Source organism: Mucilaginibacter sp. P4_E8 (assembly GCF_056401495.1).
The window spans coordinates 53,453-78,625 of the sequence record NZ_JBFUJG010000008.1 but is presented as its reverse complement, the minus strand read 5'-3'; the positions used below and the strand labels follow the sequence as shown (position 1 = coordinate 78,625).

Here is a 25,173-nt window from a genome sequence, read left to right as displayed (position 1 = left end):
TTGTTTAATGATAGATTACTTTTTCCCTGGAATAATTCTGTAGCTCAAGCCTATTTTAAAAGCGAGGCCGGGCGACACTTCAGGGTTGATCGGGTCTTTACGATCGCCCAGCTCGGCAAAATCGATAAATCCCTTAGCCTTATCATCCTTGTTATAGATCTCCATGTTCCTGATTAGCGTATAAGCGGCCGTTGCCCTGACAGCCCATTTAGCGGAAAGGTAACGTTCCACAAAAAGGCCGGGATTTACCGTATTATATTCAAAATAGCGGTCCTGGTTGTTGAGCCGGTATGTTGAATTCTGGACGAACAGATTAAAACCGGCATTTACTTTTTGATTTACCGTATAACTGGCGGTAAGGTTATGTGGAATATCACCGAATATCTGCCACTTCTCATTCACCTTCCAGTCCATGCCCACCAGGGCCACATACTGCGGACCATAGAACTGCCTCCGGTAGCCAATTATACCTCTCCAGGTTAGATTGTCGCTTGCCTTCCAGCTTCCCCGCACAATGGCGCCAAATTTAATGTCGGAGCTTTTGACATCCTTATAATCACTGTTCATGGTTGGTGTGAGCAAGGCGGTCAGATTGAAGCTTTTGCTGACCGTGGTGCTATAACCTAATGTGGGCGAAATGCTGTAAACCCTTTTGACCTCAAAATCAGGATGAGTGCCGGAAAAGTTGAAAGCTTCCAGGTTGCCACCAACGATCAGGTATTTAGATTTGTTAGGGGTTAGAAAAATAGGGATCGCAGTAGCTATTTTGAGGTTACTACCGGTGAATTTCTGGACACCGGACGGTGTTTCGATCTTCATCGGCATATACTCATAACTGATATTTACCCCTTCGACATAGCCCTGGCCGAAGCTTAACCCCGGTATAAGCATGAACAGCATGGTTACAATTGTAATAAAATGGGCAAGCAAGCGGGTAGGTTTTGCGCCCTGTCGCGTTAGTATTGATTTTCGGATATTGATTTTCATTTCTTATAGTTTTAGTTTGTTAACGTCCCCTATGGAATGTCACAAAACTATCTACCTCTATTCCGAAACTCATTGATGTTTATCAATATCGAAGGTTCTGTAATATGTTTTAAAAGCTGGAAATATTTACGGTTGGAGATTTTTCTGTTGAAGATTAGGCAAATTAAAACCGTTAGGCCGCCTTCAGTTGACTTAAGATTTTTAATTGCTCTACTATATCGTTTTCTGCAAATTTCTAAGACCAATTAATTAACTATTATTAAATATTGTGTATTGTATTCTGTACAGGACACAACAGGATGCTTGAAGGGAGGATTTATTTGATATTAGTTAACCAATTATTATTGTAGCCGCTGATTTAAAATCCAGCTTAATAAAATACTTCCTATGCCTAACTATAATTTATGGAAAATGATATTTTAGGTCACCAGATTGAAACTTGCCGATGGGTTGATGTTAAAAATTTATTTAACGATTATTACAGCCGCCTGGTATATTTTTCATACCAGATTGTTAACAACAAACCGCAGGCCGAAGACATTGCACAGGATGCCTTTGTTAAATTTTGGGATAACAGCGATCATATTTCTAATAATCCCGCAGCAATAAAAAATTTTCTCTATAGCACTGTAAAAAATGCAAGTCTGAATGTTATCCGGCATAATAAAGTAGCCGAACAACATATCAACAGCCTGCCTGGCATTCCTGTTGAGGAAGCCATATTCAATAACATAGTCAGAACCGAAGTATTAGCAGAGATATATAAAGCAATAGCACTGCTGCCCGGCAGCTGCCAGCAAATATTTCGCATGAGTTATCTGGATGATATGAAAAATAACCAGATAGCTAATGTATTGGGCATATCGGTTAATACGGTAAAAACACAAAAACAAAGGGCGCTTAAGGTACTGAGAGGCCATTTAAGCCCCGAGCTTTTTGTTGTGTTAATTGCTCTTACCCATCTCTAATCCCGCTCTTATAAAAAAACATTTTTTTTCTTGTCACCCTTTTGTTACAGTAAGGTGTCTTTAGTGATAATACCAATATAAGTGCTCCAGCACAGCCTAAATATTATTTATGAACAACAATTACGAAGCTTATCAATATGCTGTTCTTATTATTAAGCACTTAAAGGGTGAGTTATCTGCTATTGAAGAAATTAAGCTGAAAGCCTGGATAAATGAAAATCCTGAAAATGCATTACTACTGGAAAAACTACAGGACGAAGAATTGATAAAATCCGACCTGAATTTTCTTGCTACCATAAAAACCAGGGATGCCTGGCAAAATATAGTAATGCGAACTCAAAAAGTATCGTTTACTGATAAGGTTTATATTTTCATCAGAAAATGGAAATACGCGGCTATTATTCTCATCATCCTTTCTGCAACAGCTATACTTTATAAAAGATCACAGCCCGTTTTAAAATTGCAGGCTACGGTACCCGGAAATATCAAATACAAAAATGACGTGCCTCCCGGAACTGATAAAGCAAACCTCACTTTAACTGATGGTTCTGTAATAACGATTGACGGCAGTACAGCAGGTATAGTTAAAAAATATGCCGGTTTAAAAATCACATCCAATCATGGTATGGTCAGTTACCATGTAACAGGTAATGGCAGTGGCTTTAGTACAAATCAATACCATATAATTACTATTCCTGCAGGGTGCAAATACAAAATAACATTGCCCGATGGGAGCATGGTTTGGCTTAACTCGGCATCTTCTTTAAAATTCCCGGTAGTGTTTAACATGTTTGAGCGGAAGGTTTATTTAACTGGTGAAGCTTATTTTGAAGTCGCTAAGAATAAACTAAAACCATTTAAAGTGTTTTCGAACAATACGGTGGTACAGGTATTAGGTACTCATTTTAATATACACGCCTATAGCGATGAGGGAACTGTGAAAACCACTTTATTAGAAGGATCAGTTAAAATATACCGGGATGGATATAGCAAAATGATAGTGCCGGGACAACAAGCCTATATCGGGCGTAACTCCTCAAAAATTAAAATAAATACTATTGATGTTAATGGATCTGTTGCCTGGAAAAATGACTTTTTCATTTTTGACAAACAAGATATAAAAAGCGTGATGAAGCAGGTAGCCCGGTGGTATAATGTTGAAGTTGAATACAAGGATGAAATACCTCAAACCCATATCTCCGGGAGTATTTCGCGCAAGAATAACATATCGCAAATATTAAATATGCTTGAACTGACAGGAGGAGTTCATTTCAGTATTGATGGCCGCAAAATTATCGTAACCAGGTAATGGGGCCACACAAATTTTAAAGAGATAAAACCAAACAAAAAAGCTTTGATCAAGAAACCGGAAGCGTTGCAGCGCCCCCGGTAAATACAGGATCACCAGCTGGCCGTATGCAATTACTAACCAATTGATTATTCAACCTATATGATGCAAAAGTATGAATTTTAATTTTTACTATGAATGTTTTTGCCGGATGAGAAGACCGGTATTTAAAGCACTCCTGATTATGAAACTAACCTCTGTTATTTTACTGATATGTAGTATGCACGTAAGCGCGATTTCGTATTCGCAAACTGTTACACTGTCAGAAAAAAATGTTTCATTGCAAATCATATTTCAGCAAATTAACAAGCAGGTTAATTACAGATTTTTGTACGCTGATGAGCTGCTTCAAAAAACGAAAAAGGTTTCCATTGAGGTAACGGATGTGCCTTTGGAAACTGTATTGGCTGCATGCTTTGCCGACCAGCCCTTTACCTATCAGATTTTAGATAAAACCATTATTTTAAAACCAAAAGGGGTAACTCCTGAAATGACAACACCGTTGCCCCCCGCAGTAATAACGGGTAAGGTTACTGATGAAGTTGGCCAGCCATTGCCTGGGGTAAGTGTTAAACTCAAAGGCACAAATGCTACTGCAGTTACTGATGTTAGCGGTACATATAGCCTGCATACGCCCAGTGATAATGTTCAAAATGGCGTATTGATATTTAGTTTTGTGGGCTTCAAAACACAGGAAGTTACCATAGGTGCCGGTCATGTGGTGAATGTTCAGCTATTGCCCGAATCAAAAGCATTAAGTGAAGTGGTAGTAATTGGTTACGGTACCCAAAAAAGGGGCGATGTATCAAGCGCTATAGCATCCGTTAATGTTGAAAAAATGGACCGAATACCTGCAGCTAACTTAAGCACCGCTTTACAGGGGCAGGCACCAGGTTTGGTTGCAACACCAAGTTCTTATCGCCCAGGTTCCGGGTCGGCTATACGTATCAGGGGTACCCGTTCATTAAATGCCACTAACGACCCTTTATTTGTGGTAGATGGTGTTCCGGTTTCCTATAGTATTGATGATATTAACCCTCTTGATATTGAATCGGTCGACGTACTGAAAGATGCATCGGCTACAGCTATTTATGGTTCAAGAGGTGCTAACGGCGTTATACAGGTTACCACAAGAAAAGGAAAAGCGGGTAAGGTAACCGTTAATTATAGCGGTAGTACATCATTTGATAATATATTACGCAAGCTGGCCATATTTAACGGTGGAGAATACGCGCAGTTTAAAAGAGATGCTTATGTAGGTGGCAAATCATATAATTCAAGTTTAAGTACTACAAGTGGTAATCAACAGTATTTCCCCGATCCTGCATCCGACTATAAGCTTTTTGGTGCTGATCCCAACGTTTTAAATAAAGTGATGGCTGGTTATACCTTTACCAAATATGACCCCGCAAACAACATATTTGATGTAGCTACACGGCCTGCTACAGACGCTGAAAAGGCCTTGCTTACAAGCCTTGGTTATCCTGTGCAGGATAACATACCACTTTATGATGCCTCCAAAGTATCAACCTTTGACTGGCAGAAACTGGGATTAAGAACAGGTTCAACACAAAATCAAAATTTTTCCATATCCGGAGGTTCCGAGAAATTCAGCAATGCCTTTTCACTGGGTTATCTGAAACAAAAGGGTATTATACCAGGGCAGGACTATACCCGGTATAGTATCTCAAATAGTGTTAGTTACCGGCCTGTAAGTTTTTTTAGCACAGGTGGTAATATCACCTATGCCAATGCCATACAAAATACAGGTTCAGACATATATGGTGCAGCCTCCGGGCAATTGCCTTTGGCCGAGCCTTATGACAGCAGCGGTAATTTTGTATTGTTCCCCGGTAACGATAGCAATATCATCAACCCGATTAATGATGTTAAGAGTGTGATTAATGAGAACCGGGTGAGCCACCTATTAGCCAATGCCTATGTACAGGCTAATATTTATAAAGGTTTAACCTTGAAGAGTACGTTTGGTGCCGACGTATCAAGTGCCAGAAATGGCGCGTTTAACGGCTCGCAATCATCAGTCAGGGCTGGTGGGGCAGCGAGCGCTTCTTACAATACAAGTTCAAACTTAACCTGGACACTGCAAAACCAGTTGTCATATATTACTACCATCGCCAAAAAGCACGATATCAGTGTAACAGCGGTACAAGAGCTGGTGAAAGACAGAAGAGACTCAACCAGCGCTTCGGCGACGGGCCTTAACTATGAGTCGCAACGATGGTATTCTTTACAAAACAATGCGAGCGGTGTAGTAACCTATCGCGGAGGTTTTTCGCAATACCAGTTAGCGTCATTTTTAGGAAGGGTAATTTACGCCTATAATAGCAAGTACATTTTAACATTAGCAGAAAGGTATGACGGATCATCTGTACTGTCTGAGCAGCATAAGGGTAAGGCGTTTCCTTCGGGCTCTGTAGCCTGGCGTATTGATCAGGAAAACTTTATGAAAAATGTAAGTTTTATTGATCAGTTAAAGGTGCGGGGAGGTATAGGTTCGGTAGGCAATTCAGGTATCAGGCCATATTTAACCAATGGCACTTTAAGCCAGTCGTACTATAATTTTGGGCAAACGCCGGCACAGGGCTATGCGCCCAATGGTTTGCCGCTGCCCGATTTAACATGGGAAAAAACGGTAACCAAAAATATAGGTCTGGATTATGGTTTGTTTAGAGGAAGGGTTTCGGGTTCAATTGATGTTTACGAATCTAATTCAAATGAAATTCAGCCCCAAAAATTACCTGATGCGTCTGGTTATAGCAATATAACGGTAAATCTTGGCAAGGTCAGGAACCGGGGCATTGAGGTGGCCCTTACCACAGTTAATGTTAATCATGGTGGTTTCAAATGGACAACCGACTTTGTATTCTCTAAAAACAAGGAGGCTATTACGCAACTTGATGGTTCAGGTAATAATAATATCTCCAGCCAATGGTTCATAGGCGCCCCGGTCAGGGCATATTATGATTATCAGCGGCAAGGCATATTCCAGAACAGTGATGCCCAGCCGGGCGGTATTCTGTATGACTATTTTTGGAAAAAAGCCGGTAATAAGTCAAATACTGCCTTACAGCCCGGTAGGATCCGTGTTCAGGATATGAATGGAGATACTACTATAACTGAAGCCGATAAAGTAGTGCTCGGTTCGCCAAACCCTCAATGGACAGGCAGCATTAATAATACTATTAGCTACAAAGGGTTTGAATTATCGGCCTTTGTATATATCAGCCACGGCGGGTTGATCCGTGATCCGCGGCCTACGCTTGTTGGTCGGTATCAATCAATAAAACTAAATTATTGGACACCTACCAATCCATCTAATGATTATCCGCAGCCTAACCTTACCAGCGATATACCGCTTTACTGGCAGGCCAACGGTTTCAGGGACGGATCATTTGTGCGGGTAAGAAGTATCTTGCTTTCCTACCAGATTCCGGCTTCGCTGCTGAGCAAAATAAAGATGCGAAGTTTATCCTTTTCTGTTAACGCGGTTAATCCATTCCTGTTTAGTAAGTATAAAACATATGATCCCGAAACGGTGCCTTATGTAAGTTCATATCCATCAAGCAGTACCAATAATCCTGTACCTACATCGTACAGTTACAGGAGCTTAGTATTTGGTATAAAAGCAGGCTTATAAACAAAATGGTAACAATTAAAGATAATAAAATGAAAAAATATATCATTCCGGTTATGATGCTCATGATGGGTTTAAGTATTACATCATGTAAGAAATACCTTAAAGAAGAATTGGTAAGTACCCTTACGCAAGAGTATTATAATACCGATCAGGGTTTGGAGGATCTGGTAAGATCGGCCTATACGCCGGTTCGTAACAAATTTGAAGGTGAGCAGGCTTATGCCTTATACAATTTTGGTACCGATGAGTTTATTGAAGGCGACCAGTTTAACTATGAATATTATAACAGTTATGCCGCAAGCCTTAACTCGGCCGAAGGTTTATTAAATGGTTTATGGGTAAATAATTACCAGGGCATTGGGCGTTGTAACATGGGTCTTCAGCAGTTACCGCTTTTCAAAAGCACATCGTCTAAAACGCTTGGCACACAGGCGCAGGTTACCCAGCGCACGGCAGAACTTAGGTTTCTGAGAGGATATTACTATTTCCAACTGGTGCAGCAGTTTGCAGGGGTGCCTTTAGTATTACAACCTATCACAGGCAAGCAAACTGATTTTGCGCGCGCCTCTGTTGCCGGGGTGTATAAACAAATTATCAATGATCTTCGCTATGCAGCCGCTAACCTTTCTCCAACAACAACAGATCAGGGCAGGGCTACTCAAGGTGCAGCGCAGCATTTCCTGGCTAAGGTGTATTTAACCCGTGGCAGTGCGGTTCATGATGTACGCGGCCAGCAGCCAACTGATATTGACAGTGCGGCTTATTATGCCACGCAAGTAATTAACAGCCCGTATTATGCGCTGGAAAGCGATTATATGAATATCTGGAATGGTGTTTACCCGGCGGGTTATCCAAAGGTAGCCACACCTGCCATCGGGCAAAATGGTTCTGCCCCTTCAGGTGATATCAGCAAGTTCCAGACAGCACAGGCCAGCAAAGAAATCATTTTCGCGGCCCAGTTTATCAAAGATCTTACCTTGAATGGCTCCAGTGGCAACCGTACACATGAGTATTACATTTGTCAGTACGATGTGGGCATCCCCGGTTTGGCCCGTAATACCGATAATTTTAACGGCAGGCCCTATCGCCGTTTAGGCCCTTCAGATTATACCATTGACCTGTTCGACCGTAAAAACGATTCGCGTTTTTATAAAAGCTTCCGTACGGTGTTTTATTCTAACACCAACGCGGGTACACCTAAATTTACAGCGGGCGATGCACCTAATCCATCATTGGTAGGCGCTAACAGGTTTGGTGTAGGAGATACCGCGGCATTATTTATTGTGAATACGAAAAACAATCCGGTAACCACTGCACAAATAGCTAAGTACAGGTACACTGTTTATGCCCGGTATTATACCACTACACCAGGTGGCGCTATACAGCAGGGTTTTAACAATAACAAGTACCTTACTTTGGTAAAAATGCTTGATCCGGTGCGTGTAACGAGCGATTATAATGAAGAACGGGGCATCCGTAATGGTATAGTTGCCCGTTTAGCCGAAACCTACCTGATTGCTGCTGAGGCGTATGGCCGTAAAGGCGATTACAATACCGCGCTGATGTATATCAATAAAATACGCCAAAGAGCGGCCTACCATGCCGGTGAATTTAAGAACCCGCAAACTTATATGTTTGACGGCAGCACACCTGGCGACGTATCTGATACTTATCCGCAGTTGATGGCAACGATGGATTTATTTACAACTAACGCCGCGAGTGAGAATTATCCGCCAACGGTTGCCGGTACATCTGATCGCTTTATTCATTTTATGCTCAATGAACGTACGCGTGAACTATGTGGCGAATTTTATCGCTGGGAAGATCTGGTGCGTACAGAAACATTATATGACAGAACAAAATTGTTTAATAAAGATGCCACCAGTATTGTAGTCAGGGATAAGTTAAGACCTATTCCACAGGTTCAGATCGATGCCACAACCATAAACGGCCAACCTATGCAACCCGGTCAAAAAACGGAATACCAGAATCCGGGATGGTAACAATATTTATCTGTAATAGCTACTCAAACAGGATATTCCTGTTTGAGTAGCTATTAATATGCTGTTTAATACAGATTGGAGAATGACTAATATGATAACTTTATAACTAATACATCAACCATACTTTAATTACCCTTTAAATGAACCAATCTGATACCAAACCAAAAACAAATCGCAGGTTTTCGCGGCTTGTTTTAAATTGCTGTTTTGCTACTTTGCTATTTCAAACCCTTTCACAGGCATCATACAGTCAAAATACTACTTCAAAAAATAACGATGCTACTACCCCACTGCATTTGCTGAAGCCTGCTTATATAACCCCTTATGGTGAAACTAAACAGGCCGGTGTTAAAGCTGTTCTTGACCGGGTTTATCATTATCTGAATGAGGTTACACCTTATCAGTTAATTGATAAATCAAGTGGGCAAAATATCAGCGCACTCTCCAAGTTAAACGCTAACAGCGTTTTTGCACAGGGCGATTTCAGGCTGATCAGCTATGAATGGGGAGTAACCTATACCGGCATGCTGGAGGCGGGAGCTGCAACCGGCGATAAGCGGTTTACCGACTATACCCTAAACAGGCTAAATTATATCGGAAGCGTGGTTTCAGGATTTAAGAATTACCTCAAAAGCTCTCCGCAGGCAGTAACACCCGTAAAATCGGTGATTGAACCGCAGGCGCTTGACGATGCCGGATCAATGGCTGCCGCAATGATCAAGGCCTTGAGAGCCGGGGCAGTAAAACCTGATCTGCGGCCGATAATTGATAACTATATCAACTTTATCCTCACAAAACAGTTTCGTTTAGCTGATGGTACATTGGCGCGCAATCGTCCTCAACCCAATACCTTATGGCTTGATGACCTGTATATGAGTCTGCCCGCGCTTGCCCAAATGGGTGTGCTTACCGGCGACAGGAAGTATTTTGATGAAGCTGTAAAACAATATGAGCTATTCAGTAAACGCATGTTTAACCCCGAACGCGGATTATATATGCATGGCTGGATCCAGGACATGGATCCGCATCCGCAGTTTCATTGGGCCAGGGCTAATGGTTGGGCTATTTTAACAAAAATAGAATTGCTTGATGCGCTTCCGCAAGATCATCCGGGGAGAGCAACGCTGATAGAAATGTTAAAGAAACACGCTGCGGGCCTTGCCCAGCGTCAGGATGCAACCGGTTTCTGGCACCAGTTGCTTGACCGTAACGATTCGTATCTGGAAACATCTGCTACGGCCATTTACGCTTATTGCTTTGCGCGGGCAATTAATAAGGGATGGCTGGATGCTAAAGCTTATGGCCCTGCGGCGCTTTTGGCCTGGAATGCTGTAAGTACCAAAGTAAATGATAAGGGCCAGGTAGAAGGTACCTGCGTAGGTACAGGTATGGGTTTCGATCCTGCCTTTTATTATTATCGCCCGGTAAACAACTATGCCGCGCATGGTTATGGCCCGGTTTTACTTGCCGGGGCCGAAATTTACCGTATGCTGCAAAATCACCCGTTTGTAATTAACGATAGTTCAGTACAGGTAAATAAATAAACATTATCAACCTAAACCTCATGATTAATATGAATATAAAACGCTATACAGTTATTACCGCGACATTGGCCCTGGTTTTTACTTATTTTTCTGCTCATGCACAAATCGGCAAACGTTTTCCGTCTGAACGTAAGGTAGTTAAAGATCCCATAACCGGAACCATGCTTACTTTTTTAACCAGTACGCCTGCCGGTGATTCCAAAATATACCAAACGCATAATCAATGGACGTCTGACATGCAATGGCTCATCTTCCGGTCAGATCGTGTTCATGGCGAAGCCATAGCTGTAAATGAAAAAACGGGAGAAATGGTGCAGGTAACAGAAGGCGGTTATGTTGGCATGTTAAATATTGCCCGTAAGAGCATGAAATTATATTTTATGCGTAACCCACCCAAATCGGCCCCGGAAGGATCAATGGAAATTGTAGAGGTTGATCTGGCTTCGCTTTTTGCCGATAGTAAATCGGGAAAACTAAAATCTGCCGATCATTACCAGCGCATTTGCGGAACAACGCCGCCTGAGATAGGGGCTGGCGGTGATATGGCACTTGACGGTGCTGAAGACTGGGCTTATTTCCGTATAGGAAAGGCCGAAGCCGCCCGACGTTTAGCTCCGGGCACTAAACTTGAAGAAGCCTTTGGCCCGCGCAAAATGGGTGCAGGACCATCAGGTATTGCCGGAATGAACATTAAAACCGGTGAAATAAAACACGTTGTCGCGGTACCATTTCAGGTAGGTCATATTCAAACAAACCCCTGGGTAGCAGGCGAAATTATTTTTTGCTGGGAAACGGGTGGCAAATCTCCACAACGTACCTGGATAGTAAATGCCGATGGTACTGGATTGCGCCCACTTTATCCTGAATCTCCTTATGAATGGGTAACGCACGAGGCTGTTATTACTAAGGATGAGGTTGCTTTCTCTATCATGGGACATCGTAAAATACCCAACACTGTGGGTACTACAGCTGCAGGAACAGCGGTGAACGGAGCCAACCCGGGACAGGAAGCAGCGTGGGGACCTTCAGGCACACGCGAGAAACCGACAGGACTGGGTATTGTGAATATCAGAACAAGAGAAATGACCATTGCCGGTCAAACACCTTCAGGCAGTGGGTTATGGCACGTGAGCGGATCGGCTGATGGCAGGTTTGCTGTAGGCGATGACTTTGACAGGGGTTTGTACCTGATAGACAGGCATACCCATGAAATGATACTACTTACCACAGGGCACAAGGCTACGGCTGCAGATCATCCGCACCCAACTTTCAGCCCGGATGGTACCCGGATCGAGATCCAGTCGGCCATGCTTTCCGAGGATAATCGGTCTATGAACATTTGCATTGTGCCTGTTCCGGAAGCCTGGCTAAAGCGTACTTATAAACAGAAATAATAACAGCACATGATTTAGATCCGTCAACCGTCACCGAGCCAGCATAAATTTAGCTGGCCGGTGTTTTTAGTCTCTGTTCAGTTTTGTTTTCTTATTATGCAGATCAGTTAAACGTTCCACCTCCACACTGGCTAATATAAATGCCCCAACGCCTTTAGCATCGTTTGTTATCACCTTTTCGCTCAAATAATACGCGTAGCTTCCATCACGATATGGTTTTCCTCCAAGACCTGATACACTCACTGTCCCGTTAAGATTTAGCTGACCATTCGCATCTGTTTCAATAAATTTTTTTATAATTCCGTTATACCCTTTTTGAATGGCGGGTAAATAGGCCGGTTTCAAATATCCTTGTCTTACCGCTTTTGCCATAGTATATACAAACATGCACGATGCTGATGCTTCCGGATAATTTCCCTTGGCGGTATCTCTATCAAGTACCTGGTACCACAAGCCAGAATTTTTATCCTGATACTTAACAATTGCGGTGGCAAACCGGTTAAGTATCGCCAATAATTCAGCGCGTTTTGGATGCTGCGCCGGAAAATGATCAAGCACATCAACCAATGCCATACCATACCACCCCATAGCCCGGCCCCAAAAATTAGGTGACAAGCCGGTTTCCGGGTTAGCCCAGCGCTCTTTTTTACTTTGATCCCAGCCATGGTACAGCAGCCCTGTTTTTGTGTCCCGGGCTTTCGCTTCCATTAAGATAAATTGTTTGGCAATATCATTGAAAGCGGTATCCTCATGAAAAGTAGCGGCATATTCAGCATAAAAAGGTTCACCCATATATAAACCGTCCAGCCACATCTGGTTTGGGTAGCGGTTTTTATGCCAAAAGCCTCCCTCGTGCACCCGCGGTTGTTTCCGTAATTGGTCGCGCAGCAATGTTGCCGCTTTATAGTATTTTTCGGTGCCCAGCACCTTATATAGCGTTAATAAATTACGACCGCATAACACATTATCTATATTGTAATCGGCTTGCCGGTAGGTGCGTATATTGCCATCAGGTGTAACGTATCTATCCATACAATGCTGTATGTATGTGAAGTATTTTTCGTCGCCGGTTTGTTGCCAAATACCTTCTATTCCTTTCAAAATCACGCCCTGGTCATAGGTCCACTTATCGCCGGTTGGCAAGCTATCTTTCCAAATAGTCATAACCGTTTGTGCCATGCGCTGTGAATAAGGCAGTTTATCTTGAGCCTGTAATGCCGGTGAACACAGCGCGACTATGGCAATAAAAAACAGACATCTTTTTTTACGTTGATCAATTCTCATACAAATTCATTTGGTGATGATAAACCAACCGGATCATCTTCATTTTATTTTTATTTATTGTTGACTAACAAACTATTTGATATACATTTTAAACATGCCCATACCTTATTGTATTAATTATTGGCCGTAATCCTAAACCAGTCTATATCAGCATACCCCGAGTCATTGATCTGATTTGTGCGCGTACAAAACAAGCCAATCTTAGCTCCAATCCAACGACCAGCTTCGGCGGTAAATGGTTGGCCGACATTTTTAAAGCCTACCCCATCGGTGCTATAGCTAAAGTTACATACGGCATTCTTCCCTACTTTAACACGCAAATAAATGGTTGGCGACGATAGCTTTGTAATAATCTCCTCCTGCTCTTGTTTGCCTTTATCCGCATCCACACAAGTTGTAAACACCAGGTATACGCCATCCTTTTTACTTTTCATGGCTATATTAGCATAACTGAAACCCATAATAGTAAGTCCCGTTTTTTCGCCCTCCAGCTTTAAATTGGGGGTAAAGGTTATTTTGGTGGTAGCTGTAAATTCATCAGCCGGAAACTTTTGTAATAGCACATTTGGCGCAAACCACAGGTTAGCGGCATCAGTTGGCAATTGATAGCTGTACAGCCGCAAAGCTCCCTTAGCGATATTCATAAACATCCATACAGGCTTTGTGTTGGCCATCCATTGCCATTGTAAACCCAGGATTGTGCTGTTAAATTCGTCGCTTTCCTGCGGGGTGGTTACCGGATATATTTTACCAACATTAGGCTTTTTATAAGTCAATACAGGTTCACCTTTATCGTCGCCATCCTTATCCACGCCAATAACCGGCCAGTTATCCTTCCACGTCATGGGTTGTAAATGCACCACGCGCCCGTAAACGCCCTTATCCTGAAAATGCAGGAACCAATCCTCCCCTGTTGGTGTGTTTACCCATGCGCCCTGATGCGGACCGTTGGTGGTACTTTTCCCCTGATCCATTACCACCCGCCGTTCGTACGGTCCATAAATATTTTTTGAACGCAGCACCAGCTGCCAGCCTGTAGGTACGCCACCGGCCGGGGCAAAAATGTAGTAATATCCGTTGCGCTTATAAAATTTCGGGCCTTCAATGGTCGGGTCAGTTTCATGTCCGTCATAAACAATCACACCATCGTCAACTACCCTGTTTCCATCTTTGTTCAGTTTGTTTACGGCGATCACGCTTTTTATACCGGCCCGGCTGCCTGCAAAGCCATGTACAAGGTACATGCTGCCATCGCTATCAAGCAGCGGGCAGGGATCTATTATACCTTTGCCTTCCATCACCATAATTGGTTTGCCCCAGGGGCCTGCAGGATTTTTGGCCTTTACCAGGTAAATGCCAAAATCAGGATCGGGATAATAGATATAAAATTCGTTATGGTAATAACGGATGGCAGGGGCCCAGACCCCATCACCATGCCGCGGCACATCAAAATGATTAAAAGGCGGCTGCTTCAACAACGCGTGGCCTACTATACTCCAGTTAACCAAATCTTTTGAATGCAATACAGGCAAACCCGGAATTGCTTCAAAGCTGGAAGAAACAAGATAGAAATCGTCTCCAACACGAATGGCATCCGGATCAGAATAATCGGCGTTTATCACTGGATTCTTATAGGTACCGTTACCCTGATCTGCCACCCATACCTTAGAGATGTAATTGGTACCTGCCGTGGGTATTTGTTTTTTTTGTTGGGCAAAAACCTGCCCGGTTGTAATTAATAGTGTAATGAACACCAGTTTATTTTTCATAGGCTGGTTTAAGTTTTGAAGGGGCAATATGCCGGGCAAGTTCAAGCTTTAATGACCGGATACCTTCTAAAACAATCTCAGCCATTTTTCGGGCTCCCAGTTCATTAAAGTGTGTATTGTCAGCCTGGCCTTTCGGATAGTTAACACTTTCTCCCGGAGCCAGGTAATTAAATAATTTTTTTGATCCCTCGGCCCCGAGCTTTTGCAATAAAGCCTGACTCTCCCTATCCAGATCAATCAGCGGAACTTTTTGCTCTGCTGCCAGTTTACGTACAATCGCGGAATACACTTCGTGTGTCCCCACGATAGTTCCTGTCGTATCAAACTTTCTTCGTGCCACGGGTGTCAGCAATACCGGGTTTGCTTTTTTGTCCCTCGTTTCGCGAATGAATCTTGCTAAATTATCCCGGTATCCCTGTTCATTGATGTAGCTCTTTTTGGTGGGCACTTCATCATTATGGCCAAATTGTATAAATACATAATCGCCCTCCTGTAAGCTGCCAGTAATGGAATCCCATAAGCCTTCACTGATGAATGTTTTAGTACTCCGGCCATTCTGTGCCCGGTTATCTACAGTTACCGTGCTATCAAAAAACGAGCTGAAAGGCATCCCCCAGCCTGTCTCAGGAAAAGCCTTAGGCTGTTTGTTGGACATCGTGGAATCACCAGCCAGATAAACGGTGATGCGGCCGGGAACAATAAGAAAAGACATCAGCAACGCCGCGCTTATTAAAACACATGAAAATATAGTTCTAAATTTAATATTGCTGTTCCTATGCATCATACTTTCGAGTTTTAGTTATCATAATTATTCTTTCTCTTCCGGTCCGACAAAGACACGTTCTGAGGCAAACAATTTATTCATTTCTTATTTAATTACCCCATGGCATCGTAACACTGTGAATGCCGGAGTATATAATTGTTAAGCGCTCAGAAATTTTTAAAGAGGGGAGCTATTAAACTCCTCCTCTTTAAAAATTTAATTATACCCCGGGTTTTGTTTAAACACATCTTTATTAGTCACGGCATCAATTTGTCCCTGGGGTATCGGTCTTACCAAATGGTATGGTTTGAAATTAATAGCCGCATCCGGATTCATAACCTGGATACGACTTGCTAATTTTCCTGTTCGTTTCAAATCAAACCATCGTAACTGTTCGCCACCTAACTCACGCGCTCTTTCGTCTAAAATAAAGTCGAGATTAACCTGTGCAGCCGTGATCTGCATTTCTGCTGTGCGTCCAGTTTTTGCCGCCCTTGTTCTTAGTACATTAATGTAAGTTGCCGCGGTTCCAGGGTCGCCCAGGTTTAATTTTGCCTCGGCAGCAATCAGATACATCTCTGCCAGCCTGATCACAAAAACATCGCGGGCACTTTGAGCCTCAGCCACGCTTGCACGTGTCGAATCTTTAAATTTCGATAAAGAAACATAAAACTTACGCTGAATGGGCACCCCGTTTGATGCATATACCTTGGCCAGGTCGTAAGTAACATATTTATTGCTTTGTGATGCTGCCGGTATAGTAGCATTAGGTGTGTAGCAAACCGTATCGCCAACTTTAATAGTATTGCCATTATAAGTACCGCCTTTATTAGCATACCAAACACTTTGAAAAGAACCGGCATAACGTGAATCATTTTGCTGATCAAACATATTTAAATAAGCCAAAGTAGGCATATACCTGTTAAACGGCCTTCCGTTTGGAATATCCCGGATGAGCAGGCTTGTATTTACCTGGTCATAAACCATTAGGTACATTAAGTGCCCGTTGTTTGAACCACGGTAGTGCCCGTTTGGATAGGTTGCCGATGTAAGATCGTTATTGGCCAAATTAGTTGAATAATCAACGGCCCAAATTACCTCTTTATTTTTCAGGTTCCCCATATTCCACAGATCTGCATACTTTGGTTGCAATGCATAGCCATAGTTTTTAATTACATCATCGGCCATGTTAAATGCTTCGGTATTCATACCGCGGGTTAAATACATCCGCGCTAAAAAGGCTTTGGCTACCGGTATTGTGGCACGGCCATAATCGGCAGTGGTGGGGGTTAAATTAGCTACCGCGAATTTGAGGTCCTCAAATATCTGGTTGTAAAAAGTTTCTACCGGTGTTTTATTAGCTACGGTATTAGCACCTTCAGTTGGTTGGGTGGTAAAGTTTACTCCGCCCCAGGTTTCAACAATGTGCCAGTAATAAAATGCTCTTAAAAAACGCAGTTCGGCTTCGCGGTTCAGTTTTTGGGCTGGCGTATAATCTGTTACAGCAGCAATTTGTGCTATACCTGTATTGCATAAATTTACACCGGCATACATATTGTTCCATAATAGCGGCAGCGGATCGGCAGTACCTTGAAAATTGATGTATTGGGTAAACATGGGGTATGGATCGCCGGTGCCGCTTGTCCATATATCTGTTCCCATTTCAGATGCCAGGTATCCCTCCTCTTTACCATACCAAAACCGGGTATAGGTATAGGCCGCGTTAACCAATGTTTCAAAGCCAACTGCCTTGGTATAAACAGTTTTGGCAGTTAAATTACTGGGATTATATTCTTCAAGCTTTTTGTTGCAGGCACTAAATGAAGCGGCAATGGCTATGAGTAACAGTGCCCAGCTTTTTAGTAATTTTTTCATAATATATTTTTTAAATATTAGTATTTGTTAAAAGGAAAGATTTAATCCGGCCAGAAACAATTTTGTAAGCGGCCTATCGAACGAACCACCGCCTTCAGGATCATAACCCTTTATTTTTGAGAATGTCGCAAAGTTTTTGGCACTCACATATATCCTTAAATTAGATACATGGATTGATTTAGTTACACTTGCCGGAAAAGTAAACCCAAGCGTGGCGTTCCTTATTTTAACATAGGAACCATCTTTGTAGCCCAATGTTGAAGCAAATGGCTCGGATGCCTTTGTAATATTGGCACTGGGTCTTGGGTACTCATTTGTTGGGTTTTCAGGTGTCCAATAATCTACATTGGCGCCATTTTCAATTGCGTTAGGTTCATATTTTAACGCATATTGAGATATGAACATCTGTCCGATACGTCCAAATACCTGCACATTCAAATCAAAGCTTTTATATTTAAAATCATTACTAAAGCCAAAGCTGTATGTTGGGACAGCTGAACCAAGTATTTTACGGTCAAATGTGGTGGTAAACTTTCCGTCGTTATCAATATCGGCCACTTTAATGTCACCCGGCTTGTAACCATAACTTGCTGCCTGGGCAGTTTCGGATGTTTGCCATATCCCTACTTTTTGATAATCGTAATACGATACTACCGGATGACCTATAAACCAACCATTGGCAAGATCATTTACTCCATTTGGTAAATAAGTGATACGCTCCTTATTACGCGTATAGGTAATATTGGATGTCCATGAGAAATTATTTGATCGAACGTTAATGGTTTTTAGCGCGACCTCAATACCTGTATTACGGCTTTTGCCAACATTGGCCAGTGTTCTTAGCGCTCCTGTAGAGGCCGGTAATTGCTGTGGCAACAACAGATCCCTGGTATGTGAATCATAATAATCTACGGTGCCCGAAACCCTGTCTTTATAAATTCCGAAATCAATACCGGCGTTTAACGTTCCTGTTAACTCCCAGTTTAGTTGTGGGTTTCCGATATTTGGATCAAGGCCATATGCTAATGCTGTTATATCGTTCCATGAAAATGGGATAAGCGCTGCCTTACTTTGGGTTTGATATGCGCTTACCGCGGCATTACCGGCCACGCCATAACTTAAGCGTAATTTCAATTCAGAAAATACATTTTGGGTCTTCATAAATCCCTCATCAACTACACGCCAGGCTGCGGCTGCCGAAGGGAAGAATGCCCACTTATTTCCTGACGATAATACGGATGAACCATCGGCACGCCCGGTAAGTGTGAGTAAATACCTGTCTTTAAATGAATAATTTAAGCGCAACGCCCCCGAAGTTAAATGTTGCCCAACGTAGTTACTTGATATTTTTAAGTTAGATGGGTTGTTTTGCAGCGCATAAAAAGATTGGTCGGGTATTAATTGTCCGGTGCCTTGTGCTGATGATTGGTCCATAACATTTGATTGATAACTGGTAACACCCGTTATATCTAAGCTATGACTGGCTATCTTTTTTTGCCAGGTAATAATGTTTTCCCAAAGCAAATTAGTTTCATTTGAATTGGCTACTGACGATAGTGACCCCGAAGACAGTGCTCTGTTTATAGTATTGGCGCTTTCAAAATGTCCGTTACGTGAATTGGACAAGGTAATGCCCAAATTTGACCGTATGGTTAAGCTACTTATCGGCTTCCATTCTGCGTAAGCGGTTGAAAGCAAATGGGTAATTTTGTTATTATTTACAAACTGTGCTGCATCATCATCAAAAAGCGGATTAGCCTGGTTGCCGTTACCCGGAAATTTAGCTATGCTGCCATCAGCGTTATACGGATTAAAATAAGGGATAACTTTGTTAGCCACAGATAGCACACCATCGTTCCGAAGGTTTTGATCATAATAAGCAAGCTGACTTTGCAGCCCAACTTTAAAAGCATTGAATAACTGATGGTCTATATTTAACCGCAAGGTGTACCTGTTGGAATAATCATTGGCATACAAACCTTTTTCCTTAAAATAATCAAAAGAAAAATAAGCTTTTGTTTTTTCGCTTCCGCCAGAAACACTTGCGTTATAATCCTGTTGGGAACCTTTATGCAGTAAAAAGCCCGGCCAGTAATAGGATAGACCGTTTTGAACTGCAGCCAGATCGCCAGCACTGGTAAAAACTTTCGGGTCGTCGGCAATAGAGTTCCACGTTCCAATGGTTCTAAAACCTTCGCGCTTTAGATTCGCATATTGTGCCCCTGTCATGGGTACCGGGTAGCCGGCAATATCCGAAATTCCATAATATGAACCGGCAGCTACCTTAGGTTTTCCATCGGCACCTCTTTTTGTGGTGATTATAATTACACCGTTTGCACCGCGCGATCCATAAATGGCTGTGGACGATGCATCCTTTAAAAACTCCATTGATGCGATATCGTTTTGATTGATATCCTCATAGTTGCTGTATTGTATCCCGTCAACTATGTAAAGGGGGCCATTACCGGCTGATAGTGACCGGTTTCCACGCACGGTTACGCTCACATTTGCACCTGCACCACCGCTTGTGCGTACAATATCTACGCCCGAAACCTTTCCCTGAAGCGCTTCCATTGGGTTTGATGCCGCAACTTTGGTGATCTCATCTCCTTTAACAGAAACCACAGAACCGGTAAGGTCCCTCTTTTTTACCGTACCATACCCCACAATGATCACCTCTTCGAGCGATTTACTTAATGGTACTAACGATACTTTTAAAAAAGTTTTTCCATTAACACTTTGTTCTAATGATTTGAACCCTAAAAAGGTAAATACCAACACTGTATTGGCATTAGGAACCGTAATGGTAAAATCGCCGGAAAGATTAGTGGCAACACCTATATTGGTGTCTTTTATTCTTACTGATACACCAGGCAGAGGTTCACCTTTTTCGTCGGTTACTTTACCATTCACGGTAATTGTTGCTATCTGGCCGCCGTTATTACTAACAGCTGATCCTGTAGGCCCTGAAACAGCGTTGTTAAACAAAATTATATTATTGTCTATCTGGCTGTAGCCAATTCCACGGGTAGCAAAAAGTTCATCCAGGATATCTTTTACCGATTTATTTTCGGATAAAAGATTGATGCGGGTGTTTGCGGGCACATTGTCTTTGTAAGCAAATCTTAAATTGGTTTGCTTTTCAATTTCTTTAATTATAGATTTTAGAGTTTCGTTACGCAATGCTATCTTAATATTGATCTTATCCAGGGATTGGCCCTTACTTGATGAAGCTAAGAGCAATTGGCCGGAAATCAGTATTACCAACAGGATAATAAAACTGAGTCTCATAATTTTTCGGGATGTGTTTAATAACTGGCGTGCAGAACCATCAGATAATGTGCACCATTGCTTAAACGCAAGAGTTTTTTTCATAACTTGCATTGGTTTTAATCGGTTAATAAATTGGTTAAAATACTTACCCTGTTGCCGAAAGATGTGAGAAGTCGTAAGCAGCGGGGTTTTTTAGTTTTGAGGTTAAAGTATTACTGTTTCATCGGTTTTTAATTTAAGTGGTGAAAAACTATTTATTGTTCACAGCCTGGCCCTGATAATATAACTTTACTGGGCCCATCCCATTTATAGTTCAGATTATTCAGGTGCGATAATACATTGACAACCTGTTCTAACCCGGTAGTATTTAAGAAGGTAGCGCTAAAACGGCAGCCCCCTATCTTTTCATTATCCAGCATAACTTTTATACCATACCTTTCTGTTAAAACGGTGGCGGCTTCTTTCAGGGTCATGTGGTCCATCACCAGATCGGTCTCTTTCCAAAGTACCGTGATTTTGGCATTCAATATGTTTTTTGAAGATTGATGATTGGTTTCATTATAGCTTATCTGATGATTGGGCAATACAATGCCTAAGTTTTTTTTAGGGGTTGATACTTTAACTCTTCCGCGTGTAACCGTTACCTGAATCAAACGGCCTTCGGATTTAATATTGAATGCTGTGCCTAACACACGTGTAGTAATTTGCCCCGCATGTACCAGGAAAGGGTGACGCGGGTCGTGCCTGATATCAAAATAGGCCTCCCCTGTTAAGTATACTTCGCGGGTATTGCCAATGAACTTTGCAGGATAATCTAAGTGACTGTTTTTATTTAACAGCACTATGCTACCATCAGCCAGCCTTATCTCCCGCACATGACGTATGGATTTGGGCAGAGCCGCCTGGGCCTGCAAAGGTGTTGGTTTAGGTTTGGTATGTAAAAAGTATAAGCCGGCGCATATAAATAATGCGATGGTTGCCGCAACCGACCAAATGATTGTTGCGGGACTTCTTTTTTGAAACGAATAAATATTTTTTTCTTTTTTTATGGTTTCAAGCAGCTTATTGTATAAAACTTCCTGATGATCAACTCCAGTGTCAACGCCAGGTCGGACTTCGGTATCTGACCATAATTTTTCTAATAAACCTTCAATTTCTGACAAGTTATCCTCTTTGGCTATTAGCTCAAAAAGTTCATCAAGCTCTTCTACCGTACATGAGGTGTCCAGGTATTTTTGAAACAAGTATTTTATACGGAAAACAGAGGCTGTTGACATATTACATTTGGCTAATTGGAACCAATTTATACACTTGACGATAAAATAACGAGGAAGGACTAATTAGATGTGAAAAAAAAGAGATATTGTCAGCAAAATGGATAACTGGCCACGTTTTATAAATTCCCGCATTTTTTTTAAGGCGGTAACCATGTGATTTTTTACTGTATTTTTCGACAGATTTAATTTGTCGGCAATTTGCTCGTGGGTGAGGCCTTCTTCCCGGCTTAAATTGAGTACTAATTGCTGTTGCTGAGTGAGCATTTGAAGGCATTGTGTAACACGCTGATTATATTCTTTTAAATCGTGATTGGAAGTTGCCGTTGCCTGCTCATACTGCATATGGTGGTTAAGCAATTGTTGTATCCTTTTTTCGCGGGCGGCTGTCCGTAAAAAATCGAGTGATTTATTTACGGCCATCCGGTAAAGAAAAGCATCAACGTTTTCAACTTCGCTAAGAATCTCTTTGGCCGACCATATCTTCACAAAAATATCAAGCACCAGTTCTTCTGCAATTTCGCGAGACTTGACAACTTTATAAATGTAGGTGAAAAGCTTAGGTTGGTTTTTTTGAAAAAACAGCTTAAAAGCAAGTTCATCGCCCGATGACAGACGCTGGTGCAGCGAAGTTGGTATTTCGTCACCAATATTGGGTGATCTCAGGGGGTTGAACAAGATGCAGGTATTATAATTGGAATCATAAAGTAACAACCTATTTTTCAAATAATCAATAAATAAATAATAAATGATTGTGAAGAAGACAATTAATATTGTATCTATACAGATTGTAAAAAACAAATAACAATTGTAAACCAAAATGCAGACAAGACTAAAAGCCAAGCTATATCAGGACAAGGCATAATGTTCAAACGAAAATTTTAAGTAGGCTTAATTTGTCAAATAGATTAACCAAATGCTTTAAATCTTCAATAAATCGGTCGATTCAATTAAGTTGAGGAGTACTTGATTTTGCACCGTAAAGTAATTTGAGAAACACCCATTTATTTTACTTAAAATATCCCATATTGAATTTTAAGTCAACAGATTTAGAGTGTGCAAAATACACCCAAATGAACTTCAAGATAAAAATTACTGAGCAATTCCGTCTTTTAAATTTAAGACAATTCTATTCTTCCAACTTATTTTTAACTTTCTTAAAAATACTCTTCGCTGTAGTCGCTAAATTTTTAAAAATTGCTAAAAAACAGTTCGAAAACTCCAGCTCATTGGTCACAAAGGGTCCTTTCGAGCAATCTGAGGGAGCTTTTTAGTTTTGGTGGTTTTGATTAGGAAATTTACTCAAAAGTGTAATGCCGACTGTAATTTGCTATACCCGTTATCCAAGTCTTTTATTAACCGTGTTCCAGTTCACCACGTTCCACCATCCGGCAATATATTCGTTGCGCTTGTTCTGGTATTTAAGATAATAAGCGTGCTCCCAAACATCCAATGCCAATAAAGGAATTCCTTTTATTTGGGCGTTATCAAACAAAGGATTATCCTGGTTGGCTGTTGATGTAATGGTCAGTTTCCCGTTTACATTCACCAGCCATGCCCACCCTGAGCCAAAACGGGTAAGTGCCGCCTGTGTAAACAGCTCTTTGAACTGGTCAAATGATCCGAACGAAGCTGTAATAGCATCTTTGATTTTATCATCAGGCCCGGTTGATTTTGGCGTTAAACTTTGCCAGAAAAAATTATGGTTCCAGGCTCCACCTCCATTGTTACGTGCCTTGGGCGAAAGTTGTGAGGCATGATCAAAAAACTCTTTCTCACTTGTATAAGGCAGCTTTTCGGCAATTATAGCTTCATTTACATTTTTAATGTAGGCTGCATGATGTTTGGTATAATGGATCTCATTGGTCAGCGCATCTATATGTGGTTCCAGGGCCGCGTAGCTAAACCCTAATGGCACCTGCCTAAATTTTAGCGGTTCGTCTGCACTGCCATGCTGACCTGTTTTAATTGTAGCAGCTGTTGCATTATTTAAAATAACATTACTTCCAATTGCAACAGCTACCGTTGCTTTAAGGGTGTTTTCGATAAACTTTCTGCGGCTGTTTGTTTTCATGATATATATAGGGTTAATATTGGGTTTATAAATTAAAGCAGCCCGGAACGGAACCGGGTCTGCTTTGCAAGTACATGCTATTAAATCACTTATATAGTGTACTGTATCTTAATTATGTGTGAGTATGGTTGCGCCAATACTTGTACTGCCCGGCGTATCATTGATGTAAATGGTATATATTTTTCCGGCTATTAAAGTTACATTACTTAATTGATCGTTCAATATGCTCACCACGGAATGATCAGCAGATTTACTGACTGAAAAGCTGACCTTACCTGCATCAACAGCAACAAACGGGCCGAGTGACCATACATTATACCCGGTACCGGATAATACAGAACCACCTGCCCTGCCATAAGCTGTATTGGTAAACAAGGCTGTTTGCCCGACTACACCAAAATTAACATTAGGGTTACCTGGGGCAAGGTGCACAAACCTTACTTTGGCTTTACCCGCAGCGGGCGCCGACAGGTCATCATAGAACAGGATAAGTGAATCGGCCGTTGCCTTAGTATTTTTTACGGCGAAAACTGTATGGTAATAGGTTGCTATAGGGCCGTTAGGGCCGCCGCTTGAACTAAACGTAGCGCTGTTTCCAAACTGGCGCGATGCCTTGTAAGAGGTGTTTGTACCTTCGGTAAAGTTGATCTGCACATCCCCAAACTGGGTATCCAGGTAATCGGTTTTGGTGTTAATTGCTACTGCGGTTTTTGTAACCTGGGTAGTATATGTCCAAAACTGAATGCCCGCGTTTACCGGCCTGGCATTCACAAAGCTAATGTGTGCGGCAAGAGCCGGCCTATCGGCATTATTGATATTGAGATAATCTGTTTTTTTGCAGGATGCAGTCAGTAACAACACCGTGCCTAAAAGGAATTGTAATTTATGGAGATGCAGGGTACCAAGCGTTTTTTTTACGATTTTTTGGTATAGTATATGATATTTATTGTTCATGATGC

16 protein-coding genes are annotated in these 25,173 nt (G+C 41.8%); 6 read left to right on the top strand and 10 right to left on the bottom strand.

Annotation, left to right across the window (positions count from 1 at the left end):
• Nucleotides 1-15: 15 nt before the first annotated feature.
• The gene (locus tag AC1DRQ_RS05525; RefSeq protein WP_429396744.1) at nt 16-987 is read right to left on the bottom strand and encodes a DUF6268 family outer membrane beta-barrel protein; all 972 of its coding nucleotides are present in this window, start codon (nt 985-987) and stop codon (nt 16-18) included.
• A gap of 404 nt (nt 988-1,391) precedes the next feature.
• On the opposite strand from AC1DRQ_RS05525, the gene AC1DRQ_RS05520 reads away from it, so the two are divergent.
• The 6 genes from AC1DRQ_RS05520 (at nt 1,392) to AC1DRQ_RS05495 (ending at nt 11,902) form a co-directional block, all read left to right on the top strand.
• The gene (locus AC1DRQ_RS05520; protein WP_477422743.1) at nt 1,392-1,955 is read left to right on the top strand and encodes an RNA polymerase sigma-70 factor; all 564 of its coding nucleotides are present in this window, start codon (nt 1,392-1,394) and stop codon (nt 1,953-1,955) included.
• A 109-nt stretch (nt 1,956-2,064) separates the two neighbouring features.
• A complete protein-coding gene (locus AC1DRQ_RS05515; RefSeq protein ID WP_477422741.1) occupies nt 2,065-3,264 on the top strand; it encodes a FecR family protein in 1,200 nt (399 codons plus the stop codon).
• 223 nt (nt 3,265-3,487) lie between these two features.
• Nucleotides 3,488-6,961 carry a TonB-dependent receptor gene (locus AC1DRQ_RS05510; protein ID WP_477422739.1) on the top strand — a complete coding sequence of 1,158 codons (3,474 nt, stop codon included), beginning with the start codon at nt 3,488-3,490 and terminating at the stop codon, nt 6,959-6,961.
• 29 nt (nt 6,962-6,990) lie between these two features.
• The gene (locus AC1DRQ_RS05505) at nt 6,991-8,964 is read left to right on the top strand and encodes a RagB/SusD family nutrient uptake outer membrane protein (RefSeq protein WP_477422737.1); all 1,974 of its coding nucleotides are present in this window, start codon (nt 6,991-6,993) and stop codon (nt 8,962-8,964) included.
• 140 nt (nt 8,965-9,104) lie between these two features.
• Nucleotides 9,105-10,508: a glycoside hydrolase family 88/105 protein gene (locus AC1DRQ_RS05500; RefSeq protein WP_477422736.1), complete on the top strand. Its 1,404-nt coding sequence runs from the start codon at nt 9,105-9,107 to the stop codon at nt 10,506-10,508.
• Nucleotides 10,509-10,537: 29 nt separating this feature from the next.
• On the top strand, nt 10,538-11,902 hold the full coding sequence (locus tag AC1DRQ_RS05495) for a TolB-like translocation protein (protein ID WP_477422734.1): 1,365 nt from the start codon (nt 10,538-10,540) through the stop codon (nt 11,900-11,902).
• A gap of 66 nt (nt 11,903-11,968) precedes the next feature.
• Here AC1DRQ_RS05495 and AC1DRQ_RS05490 read toward each other — a convergent pair whose 3' ends face one another.
• From AC1DRQ_RS05490 to AC1DRQ_RS05450, 9 genes are all read right to left on the bottom strand, one after another.
• The gene (locus AC1DRQ_RS05490) at nt 11,969-13,186 is read right to left on the bottom strand and encodes a glycoside hydrolase family 88/105 protein (RefSeq protein WP_477422733.1); all 1,218 of its coding nucleotides are present in this window, start codon (nt 13,184-13,186) and stop codon (nt 11,969-11,971) included.
• 113 nt (nt 13,187-13,299) lie between these two features.
• On the bottom strand, nt 13,300-14,955 hold the full coding sequence (locus AC1DRQ_RS05485; protein WP_477422732.1) for a glycoside hydrolase family 43 protein: 1,656 nt from the start codon (nt 14,953-14,955) through the stop codon (nt 13,300-13,302).
• Complete coding sequence (locus tag AC1DRQ_RS05480) at nt 14,945-15,667, bottom strand: rhamnogalacturonan acetylesterase (protein WP_477422730.1); 723 nt, start codon at nt 15,665-15,667, stop codon at nt 14,945-14,947. The genes AC1DRQ_RS05485 and AC1DRQ_RS05480 overlap by 11 nt, the downstream gene beginning before the upstream one ends.
• Nucleotides 15,668-15,934: 267 nt before the next feature.
• Nucleotides 15,935-17,593 (bottom strand): RagB/SusD family nutrient uptake outer membrane protein, encoded by a 1,659-nt coding sequence (locus AC1DRQ_RS05475; RefSeq protein ID WP_477422728.1) that lies wholly within the window; start codon nt 17,591-17,593, stop codon nt 15,935-15,937.
• A gap of 27 nt (nt 17,594-17,620) precedes the next feature.
• Nucleotides 17,621-20,968, bottom strand: a complete 3,348-nt coding sequence (locus tag AC1DRQ_RS05470; protein ID WP_477422726.1) for a SusC/RagA family TonB-linked outer membrane protein — start codon at nt 20,966-20,968, stop codon at nt 17,621-17,623.
• Nucleotides 20,969-21,120: 152 nt separating this feature from the next.
• Complete coding sequence (locus tag AC1DRQ_RS05465; protein WP_477422724.1) at nt 21,121-22,143, bottom strand: FecR family protein; 1,023 nt, start codon at nt 22,141-22,143, stop codon at nt 21,121-21,123.
• 63 nt (nt 22,144-22,206) lie between these two features.
• Nucleotides 22,207-22,818: an RNA polymerase sigma-70 factor gene (locus tag AC1DRQ_RS05460; protein ID WP_429396718.1), complete on the bottom strand. Its 612-nt coding sequence runs from the start codon at nt 22,816-22,818 to the stop codon at nt 22,207-22,209.
• Between the two features lie 661 nt (nt 22,819-23,479).
• Nucleotides 23,480-24,214: a superoxide dismutase gene (locus AC1DRQ_RS05455; protein WP_477422721.1), complete on the bottom strand. Its 735-nt coding sequence runs from the start codon at nt 24,212-24,214 to the stop codon at nt 23,480-23,482.
• A 108-nt stretch (nt 24,215-24,322) separates the two neighbouring features.
• On the bottom strand, nt 24,323-25,168 hold the full coding sequence (locus tag AC1DRQ_RS05450) for a DUF4397 domain-containing protein (protein ID WP_477422719.1): 846 nt from the start codon (nt 25,166-25,168) through the stop codon (nt 24,323-24,325).
• Nucleotides 25,169-25,173: the final 5 nt, after the last annotated feature.